At 43.4% G+C, this 16,069-nt stretch carries 13 protein-coding genes and 1 tRNA gene; 5 read left to right on the forward strand and 9 right to left on the reverse strand.

Going from position 1 to position 16,069, the window contains the following annotated elements; all coding sequences use genetic code 11:
- Positions 1-176 precede the first annotated feature (176 nt).
- The 6 genes from BLW16_RS04315 to mutL form a co-directional block, all read right to left on the reverse strand.
- On the reverse strand, positions 177-1,034 hold the full coding sequence (locus tag BLW16_RS04315) for a DUF4440 domain-containing protein (RefSeq protein WP_090555345.1): 858 nt from the start codon (positions 1,032-1,034) through the stop codon (positions 177-179).
- 30 nt (positions 1,035-1,064) lie between these two features.
- Positions 1,065-2,525, reverse strand: a complete 1,461-nt coding sequence (gene cysS, locus BLW16_RS04320) for a cysteine--tRNA ligase (RefSeq protein WP_090555660.1) — start codon at positions 2,523-2,525, stop codon at positions 1,065-1,067.
- A gap of 81 nt (positions 2,526-2,606) precedes the next feature.
- The gene (locus tag BLW16_RS04325) at positions 2,607-3,716 is read right to left on the reverse strand and encodes an endonuclease/exonuclease/phosphatase family protein (RefSeq protein ID WP_090555346.1); all 1,110 of its coding nucleotides are present in this window, start codon (positions 3,714-3,716) and stop codon (positions 2,607-2,609) included.
- The gene (locus BLW16_RS04330; RefSeq protein ID WP_090555347.1) at positions 3,716-4,585 is read right to left on the reverse strand and encodes a rhomboid family intramembrane serine protease; all 870 of its coding nucleotides are present in this window, start codon (positions 4,583-4,585) and stop codon (positions 3,716-3,718) included. Before BLW16_RS04330 ends, BLW16_RS04325 begins: the two co-directional genes overlap by 1 nt.
- Entirely contained in the window at positions 4,578-5,312 is a 735-nt protein-coding gene (locus BLW16_RS04335) for a rhomboid family intramembrane serine protease (protein ID WP_090555348.1), read from the reverse strand. Before BLW16_RS04335 ends, BLW16_RS04330 begins: the two co-directional genes overlap by 8 nt.
- Positions 5,313-5,316: 4 nt before the next feature.
- Complete coding sequence (mutL, locus tag BLW16_RS04340; RefSeq protein WP_090555349.1) at positions 5,317-7,173, reverse strand: DNA mismatch repair endonuclease MutL; 1,857 nt, start codon at positions 7,171-7,173, stop codon at positions 5,317-5,319.
- A gap of 137 nt (positions 7,174-7,310) precedes the next feature.
- Between mutL and BLW16_RS04345 the strand changes: the two genes are divergently transcribed.
- Together BLW16_RS04345 and BLW16_RS04350 are read left to right on the forward strand one after the other, a co-directional pair.
- Positions 7,311-9,122, forward strand: a complete 1,812-nt coding sequence (locus BLW16_RS04345) for a serine hydrolase domain-containing protein (RefSeq protein ID WP_090555350.1) — start codon at positions 7,311-7,313, stop codon at positions 9,120-9,122.
- 120 nt (positions 9,123-9,242) lie between these two features.
- Positions 9,243-9,315: transfer RNA gene (locus BLW16_RS04350), tRNA-Thr, on the forward strand.
- Positions 9,316-9,621: 306 nt separating this feature from the next.
- Here BLW16_RS04350 and BLW16_RS04355 read toward each other — a convergent pair.
- Positions 9,622-10,584 carry an isopenicillin N synthase family dioxygenase gene (locus BLW16_RS04355; RefSeq protein WP_090555351.1) on the reverse strand — a complete coding sequence of 321 codons (963 nt, stop codon included), beginning with the start codon at positions 10,582-10,584 and terminating at the stop codon, positions 9,622-9,624.
- A 290-nt stretch (positions 10,585-10,874) separates the two neighbouring features.
- Between BLW16_RS04355 and msrA the strand changes: the two genes are divergently transcribed.
- From msrA to BLW16_RS04370, 3 genes are all read left to right on the forward strand, one after another.
- Positions 10,875-11,471 carry a peptide-methionine (S)-S-oxide reductase MsrA gene (gene msrA / locus BLW16_RS04360; protein WP_090555352.1) on the forward strand — a complete coding sequence of 199 codons (597 nt, stop codon included), beginning with the start codon at positions 10,875-10,877 and terminating at the stop codon, positions 11,469-11,471.
- Positions 11,472-11,791: 320 nt separating this feature from the next.
- Entirely contained in the window at positions 11,792-12,379 is a 588-nt protein-coding gene (locus BLW16_RS04365; protein ID WP_090555353.1) for a GIN domain-containing protein, read from the forward strand.
- Between the two features lie 284 nt (positions 12,380-12,663).
- The gene (locus BLW16_RS04370; protein WP_139298256.1) at positions 12,664-13,260 is read left to right on the forward strand and encodes a GIN domain-containing protein; all 597 of its coding nucleotides are present in this window, start codon (positions 12,664-12,666) and stop codon (positions 13,258-13,260) included.
- A 65-nt stretch (positions 13,261-13,325) separates the two neighbouring features.
- Here the strand turns inward: BLW16_RS04370 and BLW16_RS04375 are convergent, their stop codons facing one another.
- On the reverse strand, positions 13,326-14,627 hold the full coding sequence (locus BLW16_RS04375; protein WP_090555355.1) for an SGNH/GDSL hydrolase family protein: 1,302 nt from the start codon (positions 14,625-14,627) through the stop codon (positions 13,326-13,328).
- A 21-nt stretch (positions 14,628-14,648) separates the two neighbouring features.
- Positions 14,649-15,863: an OmpP1/FadL family transporter gene (locus BLW16_RS04380; RefSeq protein WP_090555356.1), complete on the reverse strand. Its 1,215-nt coding sequence runs from the start codon at positions 15,861-15,863 to the stop codon at positions 14,649-14,651.
- Between the last annotated feature and the right edge of the window lie 206 nt (positions 15,864-16,069).

The following is a 16,069-nucleotide window of genomic DNA, read 5'->3' on the forward strand; positions in this document are numbered from 1 at the left end:
CAAATAGGTTAGTAAATTTAAACAGCCACCCTGCTACAGGATAACCTTAAAAAAAATCGCCATGTGTTTCAAGGCCTTCCAGCGCACTTCAGCGGTAGACAGCCTTGAAACACATGGCGATTTTTTTCGCGAAGCCAGAAAACACTCTTCTGACTAAAAATTAAACTGGTATAGTATTAACGTTCAGTCGGCGTATAAATCTGCTCAATTAAGTTCCAGTTGTGATCAGGCTGACGTTCATAAATAAAAACATAGTTAAAGATCTCTCTAAGATCAGTTCTGTAATCTACCGTCGCCATGCCATAGGTATAAGCCAGGTCACCGCCATTCGCTTTATCTGCCTGTGTAGTTTTAAAACTGATCTTATCCACCACGCTATTGTAAAATGCTACAATTTTATCTTTACCAATGATCGGCTCGTATCCCGGAAAAAGAACACGTGCATCAGAGTTTAAGAAGCCGCCAAAAGCACCAATACCGTGTGATTTCAACATCGCACTCAGTGTTTTCTCTGTAGTCAGGATAATTTCCTTTCCGGCAGCAATTTGTTTAGGCCCGTTAAATTGTGGTTTGAAATAATCCTTAGGATCTACAAACTTATTCACTACCGGGTGCAGCGGCTTATTGTGCGTAGTTCCAAGGTCAAGTACCAGCTCCCATTTGCCATTGATGGCTTTCCAGACAGAAAGATATTGTCCATAAACCTTTTGGGTACCATCTACTACATAGCTGCCACTGGTGAAACCCCAGTCTGCACTACGTGAAACCTGTGCATAATCAGGAGTCCAGCTTAAATTTTTGTCGTTCGGCTGAGCAGCATAATAATTTCTTGCGTTTACCGGGTTCGGTCTGAAAACAAGTGCATTACCGGCACTAAAAGAGTTAAAGGCGGATCTTATACCATTTTTGGTTGCAGATTCGGCAAATTCCTGCTCTGCCTTTAACAATGATTTTGTAGTGCCATCCGTACGCTGCGCGTAAGCGCCGAGGGTAATCGTTGCAGCCAACAGGGTGCAGATAAATTTATTGATCATGTGATGTTATCGTATTTATTTAGGGTTTCGTTAGATTTTATTCCAGGTAGTGCCTTCTTTACTGTCTTTTAGCTGAATACCAATGTCCTGAAGTCCTATACGGATCTTATCTGAAGTCACATAGTCCTTATTCTCTTTCGCGCTTTTGCGGATGTCGATCACCATATTCAGCACATCATTCAATTCAGTATTTGAGGTATCCTCATCCTTAAGACCAAAAATATCATATACAAAATCCTGCATCAGCTGTTTAAGGACCTCCAGTTCTGCGGACGAGATACGTCCTTTGCTGTCATACACCGTGTTAATGATCCGGGCTGCTTCAAACAATTCGGCAATCACTACCGGACTGTTAAAATCATCGTTCATTGCTTTTACGCAATTCAGCCTGATCGTTTCTATATCAAAATCGCTGGTATCGGCAGGAACGAGTTTATCCAGCAGGCTGAGTGAGTTCATCAGTCTTCTGAACCCTTTTTCTGAAGCATCCAGTGCATCATTTGAAAAATCAAGCGTACTGCGGTAATGTGCCTGAAGCATAAAAAACTTAACCGTCATCGGGCTGTATCCCTTTTTCAGTAAGGCATGTTCACCGCTAAAAAGCTGCAGTGGCATAAAACCGTTGCCGGCAGTCTTGGACATCCGCGATCCGTTAACCGTCAGCATATTCGTGTGCATCCAGTACTTTGCGGGATGTTTATGGTAACAAGCCTCAGACTGTGCAATTTCATTGGTATGGTGGGTAGCAGCAAGGTCCATTCCGCCGCCGTGGATATCGAACTCAGCACCAAGATATTTTTCGCTCATGGCAGAGCATTCAATATGCCAGCCCGGGAACCCTACTCCCCAGGGGGAAGGCCAGCGCATCAGGGTTTCAGGTTTGGCTTTTATCCACAGTGCGAAATCAAGCCTTCCGCGTTTCTCATCCTGCCCGTCAAGCTCCCTGGTATTGGCCATCATATCATCCAGGTTGCGGTTCGTCAGCACCGTATAATTATAATTCTGGCTATATTTTTCAACGTCAAAATACACTGTGCCATTTGTTTCATAAGCATAACCATTATCAATGATCTGGGTGATCATTTCGATCTGCTCAATAATATGTCCTGTAGCAGTTGGTTCGATGCTTGGCGGAAGCGTATTGAACATCCTGAGTACATCATGGAAGCCCAGGGTATACTTCTGAACAATCTCCATAGGCTCCAGCTGTTCCAGCTTTGCGCGTTTGGCAAATTTATCGTCGCCCTCGTCGCGGTCGCCCTCAAGGTGCCCGGCATCGGTAATATTACGCACATAGCGCACCTTAAATCCCAGATATTTCAGGTACCTGAAAATCAAATCAAAAGAAATGAACGTACGGCAGTTACCCAAATGCACATCACTGTAAACAGTCGGCCCGCAAACATACATCCCTACATGAGTACCATTCAGGGGTTCAAAATTTTCCTTCTTGCGGGTAAGGGTATTATATAGCTGTAAGCCGTGTTCCATTCGTATATATGATTTGTCGTTCATTTTATTATGGGAAATTGTACATATCCCAGCTGGCAAAGGTAAAAATTTGCCGATATATTAATTGATCCTTATGTCACTTCTTACAGGAAAATGGTCTGATAATCTGGCCTGAATGATCCTGTGGTTAACTATTTTTATAGGCTTGGTTGCCGAGATATAATCTATCTGGAAATTAGGAAATTTTCCGTTATAGGTGCGGCCCAGCCCGATGCCTTCTTCAACAAAAGAATTATTCAGTGATTTGGTCAGCTGAGTCACTGCGTAAGAGGCCGGAGTATCGTTGAAATCCCCCGCAATCAGGAAAGGCGTAGTACATGTTTTCATATGTGCCTTCATGATATCCACCTGCCCGCTTCTCTTCACGAAAGCTGCTTTCAGCATTCTCAGGATCCTTTTGGACGGTGTAATCTTCGCATCCATTTCCGTTTTCACTTTATCAAGGTAGGTATAATCCTGTTTGTCAAATGATATCGATTGCAGGTGAACATTATAGACACGTATCTTTTTATCCTTCACCATAATGTCAACATAGATACTGGCATTGCCACCGTGGTTGGCGCTGAATATGATCGTTCCCTTGTCTACTATAGGATACCTGGAAAAGATGGCCAGCCCCATGGCTTCATAATTATTCTCTGAGCTGGGAATGAAATAATAATTAGGGCTCTTCAGCATATGCTTCAGGCTGTCGGTAATATCAAAAGGGCCTTTGCGCCGCGAGTAATATTCCTGAAAGCAGATAATGTCCGGATCTTCATTTTTTACTACGGCCAGCATCTGCTGTTTAACAGACTCATTGTTATCCTCTCCATAAGGTTTAAAGCTATGCACATTATAAGTCATCATTCTCAGCAGATCAGGACTGGCTTTAGGGCCAACACCGTCTTCGCCCAGGAAACCTATGGTAGCAATGAGTGCATGCCAGCCGGATGCAATGATCCCTGCAGTAAGCAGTGCGAAGATCAGTCTTCTCTGTAAAAGCCAGAAGATGATCATCAGGACATTCAGCAACAGGATAAAGGGGTAAGCCAGGCCAAAAAATGCGATCACAGCATGTTCACGAGGATCAAATTTACCTGCTACCATTCCCAGTACCAGTGCAAAGGCCAACACCACTGCGATGAGCACGTATATCCTGGTAAAAAATGTGGTTCTGCGTTTCTTCATTAACTTTTACTCGCCTTAAATAAGGTTTCCTTTTCCTCTTTACTCAATTTATCGTACCCTGATTTAGAAATCTTATCGAGGATCAAATCCACTTCTTTCTGGTTGACCTTATTGTTGATATTGTTCTTCGCCCCTGTTCCCGGTTTCTCATTTTTTACCACTTTCAGTTTCGGCTTTTTCTTAAAGATATTACTCCAGTCGTTCCCGTTTTGTAACAGCTTAATATAAAGAAAGCCCATAAATGCGCCTCCCAGGTGTGCAAAACTTCCGCCGGGATTAGCATACCCTATTCCAATCAGGTCAATCAGCAAATACACGAGCACCACATAACGCAGCTTTACGGTACCGATAAACATCAGTCCTATCGTATAATCCGGCAGAAGTGTGGTCACAGCAACGGCAATTGCCATCACTGAAGCTGAAGAGCCGATGATCTTAGCCGCATAAATAGTTGCTGAAAAAGGAGGAAATATATTGTAAGCCAGGGCAAAAAATACAGCCCCCATTACACCACCCGCAAGATATACAAAGTGGAACTGCCTTGGTTTAAGGAAATCTATGAATATATTTCCCATCCAGAATAGCCACAACATATTAAACAGGATATGGAAAATATCCTCATGGAGGAACTGGTAGGTCAGTACCGTATAAAAACGAAAAGGAAGTTTTGGTAAAGCCGCGGGAAAGGCGAAATACTCCTTGGCATAGTCAAGAAACCTGATATTTGTATTACCGGCAAGAAAATAGGTGACACCAAAAAGTGCAACAGCTACAAAAACAATGGTATTGATCCCTATATAGAAAAACACCGGGTTCCCTGAACGGAAAACTTTATATTTTAGATCTGCTAAAAGATTATTCTTAGTCATAATAGTCGTAAAATGTATTTTTATCTTTCCAAATTTTCACTAAAATGAAGCCCAGCAGTGCTCCTCCGAGGTGTGCATAATGCGCTACGGAGTCTCCCGCCACACTGGCTACGCCCAAACTCAGTTCTATCAAAATATATACGGGGATAATGTACTTAGCTTTTACCGGCACGGGGATGAACATGATAAACAGTTCCGCATTTGGATAAAGCATTCCAAAGGCAACGAGCAATCCGAATATCGCACCGGATGCACCGATCATAGGCCCGAAATAAATACCATATAAAGTTGAAGCCTGGGCAGGCGAAAACTGTGCGGTATTATAAAGCCTTTGTTCCAGAGATTCTAAAGAAAGGACACTATGGGCAAGAGGTGTCCCTGCAATCTGATAGATCTCAAATGCCTGTACGGCCCATTGTAATGCCAGCGCTCCCAGACCTGTAATCAGATAAAAGTTTATAAAACGTTTGGCGCCCCAATGCGCTTCCAGTACAGAGCCAAATGTATAAAGCGCAAACATATTAAAGATGATGTGCGACCAGCCCCCGTGCATAAACATATAAGTAACAGGTTGCCAAACCCTGAAATAGGGAGAGTCTACATAAAAGGCACCAAGATACTCTGCAAGTTCAATTCCCTTACTTTCCATGATTAAAGTAGCGGCAAAGAACAGCCCGTTAATGATGAGCAGGTTTTTAACAACCGGAGGTATGTGAATAGTATTCATTTTTTTATTTATCAAATTTCTTATCCAGTTCTGTCAGCGACATCGTCTGGATGACCGGTTTACCACTAATACTAAAATTTGGTGCTTTACAGGCAAACAATTGCTCAATGAGCATATTCATTTCTTCCTGCCCCAGCACCACCCCACTTTTTATAGCGCTGTTCCTGGCCATGCTTCTGGCCAGTGCATCCCTTTTGTCAAGTCTCAGTTCCTGCTGGGAGTTTTTAAACCCCTCTATCAGGTGTTCAAAAAGCTGGGTCTCATTGATCTGGTTACTGCCCAGGTCAACAGGTATCCCTTCAATCACCAGCGTATTTTTTCCAAACTCGCGGACTTCGAAACCAAGGCTCTTGATATCATCAAGCAGGCTTTTGGCCAGCTCATAATCATTTGGGCTCAGCGTAACGGTTTGCGGGAAAAGACTCTGTTGGGAAGCTCCCTTCCTGTCTTCCAAATGCAGACTAAAACGCTCATAAAGAATTCTCTCGTGTGCCGCCTGCTGATCAATCAGCATCAGGCCCGATTTGATCTGCGAGATGATATACTTGTTATGCAGCTGCATCAGCTGTTTCTGTACCGGTGCATATTTATCATCTGGCCCGTTTCCGGGCAATTCCATCGCTACCTGCTCAACAGGGTTGTGATTGGCGATCTCATAAAGTGATCCCCAGTTTTTGGTGCTCTGCTCCCTGTTTTCGCCACTCCTGAAAGCGGTAAAACCGCGCTCAGCCCGCTCGGGCGACTTCTCTTCACTGAACGGATTAAAGTCAGGATTAAAACTGATACTCGGAGGCACAATCTCATCAAGGGATTTAGGACTGATCATACCGCTGAAAGCCGTTTCCTGGTCAAAATCTATAGTCGGACTGATGTTAAACCGTCCCAGAGAGCGCTTTACCGCTGAGTGGATAATGGCATAAATAGACTTTTCATCCAGGTATTTGATCTCCGTTTTAGTCGGATGCACATTCACGTCAATCTTAGCCGGGTCAATATCTATGAAAAGCACGTACAAAGGAAAGTTATCCTCTGCCAGCAGCTCCTCGTAAGCCTTATTCACGGCATGGTTCAGGTAAGCGTCCTTAATAAAACGGTTGTTCACAAAAAAGAACTGCTCTCCCCTTGTTTTTTTAGCAAACTGCGGTTTACCAATAAAGCCTTTCAGGTTGATGATCGTTGTTTCTTCTTCCACGGGGATCAGTCTTTCATTATAGTTGTTACCAAACAAATGAACGATCCGCTGTTTCAATGCCGAAGAAGGCAACCTGAAAATTTCCAGGCCATCATGATGAAGGCTAAAGGCAATCGCGGGATTAGCCAGCGATATCCGTTGAAATTCATCGATCACATGCCTCATTTCCGCAGGATTGCTTTTCAGGAAGTTCCGTCTGGCGGGTGTGTTAAAAAAAAGGTTTTTTATACAGATGCTCGTTCCTTCAGGCGTAGCCACAGGCTCCTGCTTGGTCACCGTAGCCCCCTCAATTTCAATTAATGTCCCCAGTTCATCTTCATGCCTGCGGGTTTTCATTTCAACCTGGGCTATTGCCGCGATTGAAGCCATTGCCTCACCGCGAAAACCCATGGTACGGATAGCAAAAAGGTCTTCCGCTTTGCGCACCTTTGACGTGGCATGGCGCTCGAAACACATGCGTGCATCCGTCACACTCATTCCACATCCGTTATCAATCACCTGAATTAATGCTTTACCTGCATCCTTAAGGATCAGTTGTATCTTATTTGCCCCCGCATCTATCGCATTCTCCATTAACTCTTTTACTGCCGATGCTGGCCGCTGAACTACCTCTCCGGCAGCTATTTGATTGGCAACACTCTCGGGTAAAAGTTGTATTATATCTGACATTTATCTCCTTCGTAAAGGTCGCTAATTTAACGAAAATAAGCCTTATACATAAATCTTTTGATTATAAATACCATTTCGTGACGAAGCCGGCATAAGCTTTTTATATCTTTAACGTTTTGAATGAACTAAACTAATTTATGATAAAAAATAACCTCGTGCAAAGCCTTACAATTTGCATCATTGCAGTTTTCAGTCTGAACGCCTGCGCCCAGGACCATCAGAAAAATGAAGACCTGCTAAAGACCAATGCTACTATCCTTCAGCGTACAATTTTACTGAATAACCAATCCGCTGCAGTTCCCCTGACGGCGCTCGACAAGAAAAACGTTGCCTCTGTCAGCCTGGGTTTCGGCTTCCAGAATATCTCGGACAGTCTGCTCAGCAAATACACCAAAGTCACTCCCTTTAGTTCTGCCGGTTATGAGCCGTCTGCCGATCTGTACAAACTGGAAGACGACCTCAAGTATTTCAATACCATTATCATTTCTATTTCAGACCAGGAAACTACCAATGCCAAATATATCAATTTCATCAGTTCGGTTTCGAAAAGTAAAAGTGTCATTATTGCCCTCTATGGCGAACAGAGAAGCCTGATCGCATTTGATGCCATCAATTCACCACTGATCTGGTGCCAGCAGAAGAGCGCCGAAGCTGCCGCGCTGATTCCGCAGGTTATTTTTGGCGGCATCGGGATAAGTAATAAGTTAACCGCTGCCGTTTCAGGAAAGTATCCTTCAGGATCGGGATTTACCACAGTGGCGAGCCGTTTAAAATATACCCTGCCCGAAGATGCGGGCGTAAATTCTGACAACCTGGGTGAAATTGACAACATCACTGCTGAAGCCATCAATGCGCACGCTGCGCCGGGAATGGTGGTTCTGGTAGCAAAAGACGGTAAAGTGATTTTCAATAAAGCCTACGGCAACCATACCTATGGCGGTCCGGCCGATAAGATCACCGATATATTCGATCTTGCTTCGGTAACAAAAATTACCGCCACCACCCCAATGGTGATGCGGCTGGCAGAAGAGGACAAGCTCAGGCTGGACACCAGCATCGGTGCGTATATTGCCATGGCGAGGAATACGCCAATGAACAATATCCAGGTGAGGGAGGTAATGCTGCACCAGGCAGGATTTATTCCCTATATCCCCTTTCATGAAGGCCTGAAGGTCACCGACCACAGCACCGATTCATCTGCTGCCTATCCTACTAAAGTAGCTGACGGCTATTTTATCAGGAAGGATTATTTCAAAGATGTGATGTGGCCTCGGATGCTCAACGCACCTATCAGAACCAGGGGCAAATATGTGTACAGCGATATCAGCATGTATGTAATGCGCGAGATTGTGGAGCATGTCAGCGGGGAAAAACTGAACGACTATACCGAAGAGAATTTCTACGCACCACTGGGAATGCAGACCGCAGGTTTTCTGCCAAGAAACAGGTTTAACAAAGACCAGATCATTCCTACGGAAATGGATACCTATTTCAGAAAAACATTACTGGTAGGTTTTGTGCATGACCAGGGTGCTGCCCTGGCAGGAGGGGTTTCAGGACATGCCGGTTTATTTGCCAGCTCAAATGATATGGCGATCATGTACCAGATGTTACTGAACAAAGGAACTTACGGCGGACAGCAATATTTCAAACCTGAAACCGTGTCTGCCTTTACTTCAAAACAGTCAAACGTCAGCAGAAGAGGACTGGGCTTCGACCGCTGGGATCCTGACCTGGCTAAGAAATATCCATCAGAAACAGCTTCTCCGCAAACCTTTGGGCACACCGGCTATACCGGCACAGCGGTATGGGTAGATCCGTCGAGAGGATTGGTTTACGTGTTTTTATCCAACCGCGTCAATCCGGGAGTAACCGACAAACTGGTAAAACTGGGGATCCGCTCGCGGATCCAGGAGGTGATCAATAAAGCCATCGACAAAGGATTATAAGCTTTATCCCTCTCATACAGCAGGATATCAACCGGGAGATAAATATTTCAAAAAAACATTTTGTATTCAGGATCAATTCTTTTATAATTGCAGCCGGTTAAGCAATTAACCGGCTTTAAAGCCTTCTTAGCTCAGCTGGTAGAGCAACTGACTTGTAATCAGTAGGTCATTGGTTCGATCCCGATAGAAGGCTCAGGTAAATAAGCAAAAGGCCGTTCAGTGTAACTCTACACTGACGGCTTTTTAATTTCACAACACTCCCATAACAATAGTATCGCCACGGTATAAGTGCTCGTACAGCAGGCTGTTTGAACACTTATTCTGCAGGTAATCTGTTCCGTCCGGCCTTAGCCCGACCATACCTGTAACATACATCGGCAAAGAGCGGACTATCGTTGAGGTATGCCTGATAAGAGCACATCAGGTACACCAAAAGACTCTATACAGCGTGCTGTATAACGTGTAATACTATATTAATACCTTTCTGATCAGGTCTGTCTTACTTTTTTAATCCTATTTCCCTGAGGCGTTCATCCAGGTACTCGCCGGCGGTCATATCAGCATATAATTTCGGATGTTCTTCATCGATACAGGAATCCAGGCTTGTCAGGTCCATACCGGCGCGCGGATGAAGAAAGAACGGAACAGAAAAACGCGAAGTTTTCATTAGTTCCCTTGCTGGGTTAACTACCCTATGCGTGGTAGAGCGCAGTTTATTGTTGGTTAACCGTTGCAACATATCACCAACATTCACAACAATATCAGAGTGGTGTGCTTTAATGGGCAGCCAGTCGTCACTCCTTGTCAGCACTTCCAGTCCATCGGCACTGGCTCCGATCAGCAGGGTGATCAGGTTGATATCCTCATGCGCTCCGGCACGAACAGCATCATCAGGCAGGGCATCAGGGTCTTCGATGGGAAAATAGTGGATGCCCCTCAAAATGGAATTCCCGTTGTGCACATGTGCATCAAAATAATCAATTGGCAGTTCCAGGTAAGTCGCGATAGCCCTTAGCAGGTGTTTGCCGTTACTTTCCAGTTTTTGGTATACCTCGTTGGTGATTTCATTGAACTCAGGAATCTCTTCCAGAAATTCATTGTCAGGATACAGAAATTTAACAGGATCTCCGTCAGTCACTGTCTGTCCGATCTGCCAGAATTCTTTCAGGTCAGCAGTTTTAGCCCCCTTTGCCGTCTCTTTTCCCGGACTGGTATAACCCCGCTGTCCGGCAAGTTCAGGTTTTTCATACTTTGCTTTCTGGTCAGCCGGCAAACTGAATACCGCCCGGATATTTTGATATAGTTTATCAATCAGCTCCTGGCTCAGTCCGTGATTTGTAATCGTCACAAATCCTGAATCATTGAAAGCCCTTCCCAATTCATCGGAGAACTTTTTGCGCTGCTGCTCGGTTCCATCAATATAAGAACCAAGATCCAGGGTTGGAATATAAGGTGTAGACATCGTGTTTTGCTTAAAGTTTATATAACCGAAATTATAAAACAATTGTTAATAAAGTCATCAATTGAAAATTAACATTTGCCATTTTACTAATTTACAATATTTTAAGTTATTAACATCTTAAAGTCCGGAATGGCGTTTATCACCCCACTGTCAATTTAGGACGGAACATCCCTGTATAAAAATCCACAGCTTCTCCCGCTGCGTATACTTATTATTAAAACATTAAATTTGTTATAATACATTTGAAATACTTGATAAAAAATATATCATTATATATTAAAATTAATCAAATGAAATATCTGGCAATGATGATTTTAGTCCTTTTATCTGCAGGTAGTGCCGATGCACAGCAGAAGAAACAAAAGGCAACTTTCGGAATGGGATGTTTTTGGTGTTCAGAGGCAATATTTAACCGTCTGGAAGGAGTTACAGCCGTAAGGTCCGGCTATGAAGGCGGCCAGATCCCCAACCCATCGTATGAAGATGTAAGCACCGGCACTACAGGACATGCTGAAGTGATCGAAGTAACTTATAACCCGGCCAAAATATCGTACGATGAATTACTGGAAGTATTCTGGAAGAGCCATGACCCTACTACATTAAACCGTCAGGGTGCAGATTTTGGTACTCAATACCGTTCAGTAGTGTTTTATCATACACCCGAGCAAAAAACGGAGGCAGAACACTATAAAGCTGAACTGAATAAAACAAATGCTCTGGGAAAACCGGTAGTGACAGAAATTGCCAAAGCTGAGCCATTTTACGTAGCCGAAAGCTATCATCAGGATTACTTTGCTAAAAACTCTAACCAGCCCTACTGCAGACTGGTGATCCTTCCTGAAGTGGAAAAACTGGAGAAGGTTTTTAAAAGCAGGCTCAAACACTAAGCTATACCGGCTTACAGCAGATAGCGCAGGTTTAAATCTTGTGTACAATAGAAGATATTTCTACCTTTCCTGAAAAAAATTCAGACATTTCGCTCTGATTCAGAAATTTATTTCATCTGTATCCCCAGACCTGGGAACACCTACAGTTATAAAACCCCCTATTAGGGGATTTTATAATATCTTAAAAGTAATTTACTTTGTCTTAATAATTAAGCAGTTAACGCTTTCAATTAAATGAAAACACGACGGAATGGAATGGGGAAAACAAAAATACCACCGGCCTTTTACGTCATTTTAAAAACTGCCAATAATTTACAGACATGAAAAAATTAGTAACAGCCATTATTTTATGGTCATCAGTCATCATCGCCAGTGCAACAGAAAGAAGCATCCCCTTCAACAGTTTGTCCGACACTACAAACACCGATTTTAAGAAAATTATGGTATGCGGAAATACTATCGTTTATTTTGTTCAGGCCCGAAAGGACCAGGTAACCATAGACGAAGGCGATCCTGCAACAGTATCTATTAAACAAGAAGGACATAAACTAACTATCTTTTCCGATCAGAAAACACCGGCCATTGTAACGGTTTACTTTAAAAACATCTACCGTATTGATGCCTCTGACAAGGTAACTGTACGTTCCGCCGGAAAAATAAACCTTGAAAATCTGCAAGTACTGCTCAGGAACGACGCAAAGGCCCGGATCAAAACCAATACACAAAGTTTATATACAGTTGTGGATGACGGGGCGAAACTGGAATTGCTGGGCACAACAGTACAGCATATCTCAAAAATTGAAGAAAGGGCAACGCTGGATGTTAAAAACTTCACAGCCCAAATCATCCGTCAGAATCAGCAGGATGGGATAATTGCCAGAACAGCAGATGAAGCTTTTAAACCTTAAACTGCATCAATTAGAAAACAGGTGTGTCGTAAATACAATACAACCTGTTTTCTTTTATAGACATAAATTTTATTCAACTCATCATAAAGCCGTTTAAGCACCATCATAAAACGCTTTTTTACATTGTAGTGATAATAATTTTCATAAACAGCTAAAATAATATTAAAAGAATTAACATACAGTAAAGCTTGACTTAATATAGAAGTCCGTCCTTTGTCTCATAAAAATTACATACTGATTGAATAGTTATTCAACAGGTAACATGCAGACAAAAACTTAATCAAATGAAAGCATTAGTAACAGCAATAATTTTATCGACCATGCTATCAGTAGCAGGTACTGCAAAAGAACGCTTTAAAGCTGAATCAGCCGACACCGTTCCCGACATTAAAAAGATTACAGTAAAAGGAAACACAGTTGTTTATCTTGTTCAAAGCCAAAAAGAACAGGTAACGATAGATGAAGGAGATCCAAAAAATGTCTCCGTTAAGCAATTTGGAAATACCCTGGTCATCAGTTCGGACGAAAAAGATCCGGTCATCGTCACCGTTTATTTTAAAAACATCTATCGTGTTGATGCCTACAATACATCAACTGTTTTATCAAACGGAAAGTTAAAAGCAAATAACCTGCAAATACTTTTGAGGGACACTGCAATGGCATGGATAAAAACGGACACTCAGAGTTTATACACCGTGACGGATGGTCATTCAAAATTAGCGTTATCAGGCACTGCTAAAGAGCATATCTTGCAAACTCAAGACGGCTCAACGTTAAATTCCAAACATTTTATTGCGTTGGTTACCAAAAAGGTACAGAATGAAGAGATGATCGCAAGAAGGGAGCTCAGCTCTTCCGGATCTACCAGCACTATCCGTTAAATTTTTATATCCATACAGAAGGCCGACCTGCATAAACAGGTCGGCCTTTTTCATTTCTGTTTAGTTTACGGAAACTTAACTCCCCTGTATTTTGTAATATCTACTATAGGAATACTTGATCCGTATTGCGTATTGATCGCTTTGATAAATGCATTGGCTACAATGGCGTATCCCATAGGGGTTAGATGGATGCCATCAAGCGAGAAGAGATTACCGGTGATGTACGCAGCACTTACGTTCGCACCATTTACCACTTTTCCAGCGCCGTATTCTCTTAATAAGGCGTAAGCATCCATAACTGCCAGCCCCTTAGCGGCCGCAACAGACTTAATCGTCGTGTTATAGGCATTCACATAATCGTTTACCACCAGGGCTTCAGCCTGGTCCAGTACATACTTACTCTCAATAGGGTTTCCGGGATGCAGGCCATAAGGAAATCCGCCGCTGTTGGGCACGCCGATCACATTGGCAGAACCCAGGGTAAGCACAAAATAATCCTGTGCCGTAGCCGCCCTTACGGTACCTGTACCGGTCTGGATATACAACGCCGTTACCGTAGGGGCAGATACCTTAACAGCAGCTAGCAATGTAGCTAAAGTAACCGTGTTAAAATATGGAGTGCCCAGTACATCCGGTATGGTAGCTACCACACCCCTGGCGCCAGTCTTGGTCAGCTCTGTGGCCGCGGTATTGTATAAACTTGTAAAAACCGCCTTATCTGTCGGCACATCACCGGCGCCGCCTGAGGTTGCATACCCCAGAATATCATTGTTTCCAAGCCACATACTGAAAAACGTCCACGGTTTTGCGGTAATAAATGAAAGGTAAGTGGTCGTATTTGTGGGTGATGCTCCCGGCAGCAGGCGCTCAAAGTATCCATTTAAATTTCCATAGGGAGCGTAGGTAATATTTGCAAGTTTAATACCGGGTACACCATAGTTGTTTAAATCGCCGCTGAATTTTGTATAAAGGGTTACATTTCCAAATCCGGGAACAGCGATCTGACCACGGACAGCGAGGTTATCCGTTACATTTTCCGTAACGGGGAGTCCGCTGGCGCTGAAACTTTTGATCCTCAGGTACCCGGAGCCATTAGCCTGACTGGTGTTGAAAAAGGAAGAATAAAAAGCGCCGCCGCCTACAGTTTTCATTTGTGTAGCAATCATTTCCGGAAAGGAGTTCTGCTGCCCTTCCAGGTATAAACCACCATCTGCAAAACCCGAGGTCAGGGAATTCCCAACGGCAATATATCGTGTAAAGTCTGCCGTTCCTTTTGAAGGGGTAACATCCTTAAATTCTGGCTTGCAGGAGGCCATTGCAGCAAGCGCAACTACAAAAATACTGTTATATATAAATTTAGGTTTCATTATGTTTGTCTTTAAGGTTAACTACCATTTGTATGTCAGCGCAATACCGGGGATGTAGGCAAGCGTTTTAAACGCCCCGCTTAAGTTGGTTTCAATATTAGTCTCGCTCCTGGTTTTAACATTTTCATACAGGAAGGAAAGATCAACACTAAAATTCTCAGAGGCTTTATACCCAACTCCGGCACTCAGCAGCAACCGGTCAGCATCGGGCACCTCCGGCGTTACATATCCTTTTCCCACCGGAGTAAAGGCATATCCTATTCCCGCACGTAAAACCAGTTTTGTTGTAGCCTGGTTCTGTACGCCCAGGCGCAGCGCAGCGGCATCATGGTAATTCCGGGGCGACCGCGTATCAGCAATTCTGGAATTATTATCGTAGTCGAACGAAAGGTTTTTGTATTTACTCCAGTGTACCCAGTTTACATCAAAAAGCAACGTTGTTTTTTCAGACGGATAAATTCCAAAACCTATGGTTGATGTGGCAGGCAAAGGAAGTGTAGCATTGAATTTGGTGGGGAATGAGCTGATCAGCGCATCGGGCACATTGAAGGTTGCATCCCCGTTTTTTATAGCCGCATTTACCTGCGAACGGTGCGTAACGCCGATCGAGACACCAGAGATGGTCTCTACGTAGATACCCGCATTCCAGCCAAAATCTTTCGAGGTACCCTCCAGTTTTGCCGTACCTGTTTCACCATTATTCAGGGTTAAGGGAACAGCCCTCCTTAAATCAACATGACCCAAAGAATAAACCAGCCCGGCACCCACACCAATATGGTCGGTAATCTTGTAACTCAATGTAGGCTGGATGAATATAGCCCTGAGGTCCAGCGATGTCACTGTATATTTCCCGGTCCAGTTCTCCTCCCAGTGCAACGCACCTCCAAATGGCGTATAAATACCGAGCCCAAACCGCAAACGGCTGGCCGGGGAACCAAAAACCGCATAACCCATTACGGGAGTAGCAATCTTATCTTTATTATGCTCGGTAATGTTAGAGCCAGTTTCCCTGAAAGAGGTTTTTAGGAATATTGGGCTTACCCCCGCCTGTACGCCGTTTTGTTTCAGGAACGAGACTGCGCCGGGGTTAAAAAATACTGAGGCCTCGTCCAATGCGGCTCCCGTTCCTGCGCCACCCATCGCTATTTGCTTTTGCCCCTGAAGATTGACCTGAAAGGATTGGGAATAGCCAAGAAAAGGCAAGCCCAGTAAGAAAATTAATAAACTCTTTTTCATAATATTCGGTTAGTTGTATTTGATGCTATTAGTATGCTTTGCTGGTCAACAACAACAATTTCCTCAAAATCGCATTGCTGTAATATTCCTATGCACGCATAACAATATACGAGTTTAGTGAATAAAAAGATCTATTTCAAGAAAAAAATCAAAAAATATTTATGCACTAAATAAAATCTTATCATCTAAAGGTAAAAACGGTTTAA

The organism is Pedobacter hartonius, assembly GCF_900107535.1.
Classification (GTDB): Bacteria; Bacteroidota; Bacteroidia; order Sphingobacteriales; family Sphingobacteriaceae; genus Pedobacter; species Pedobacter hartonius.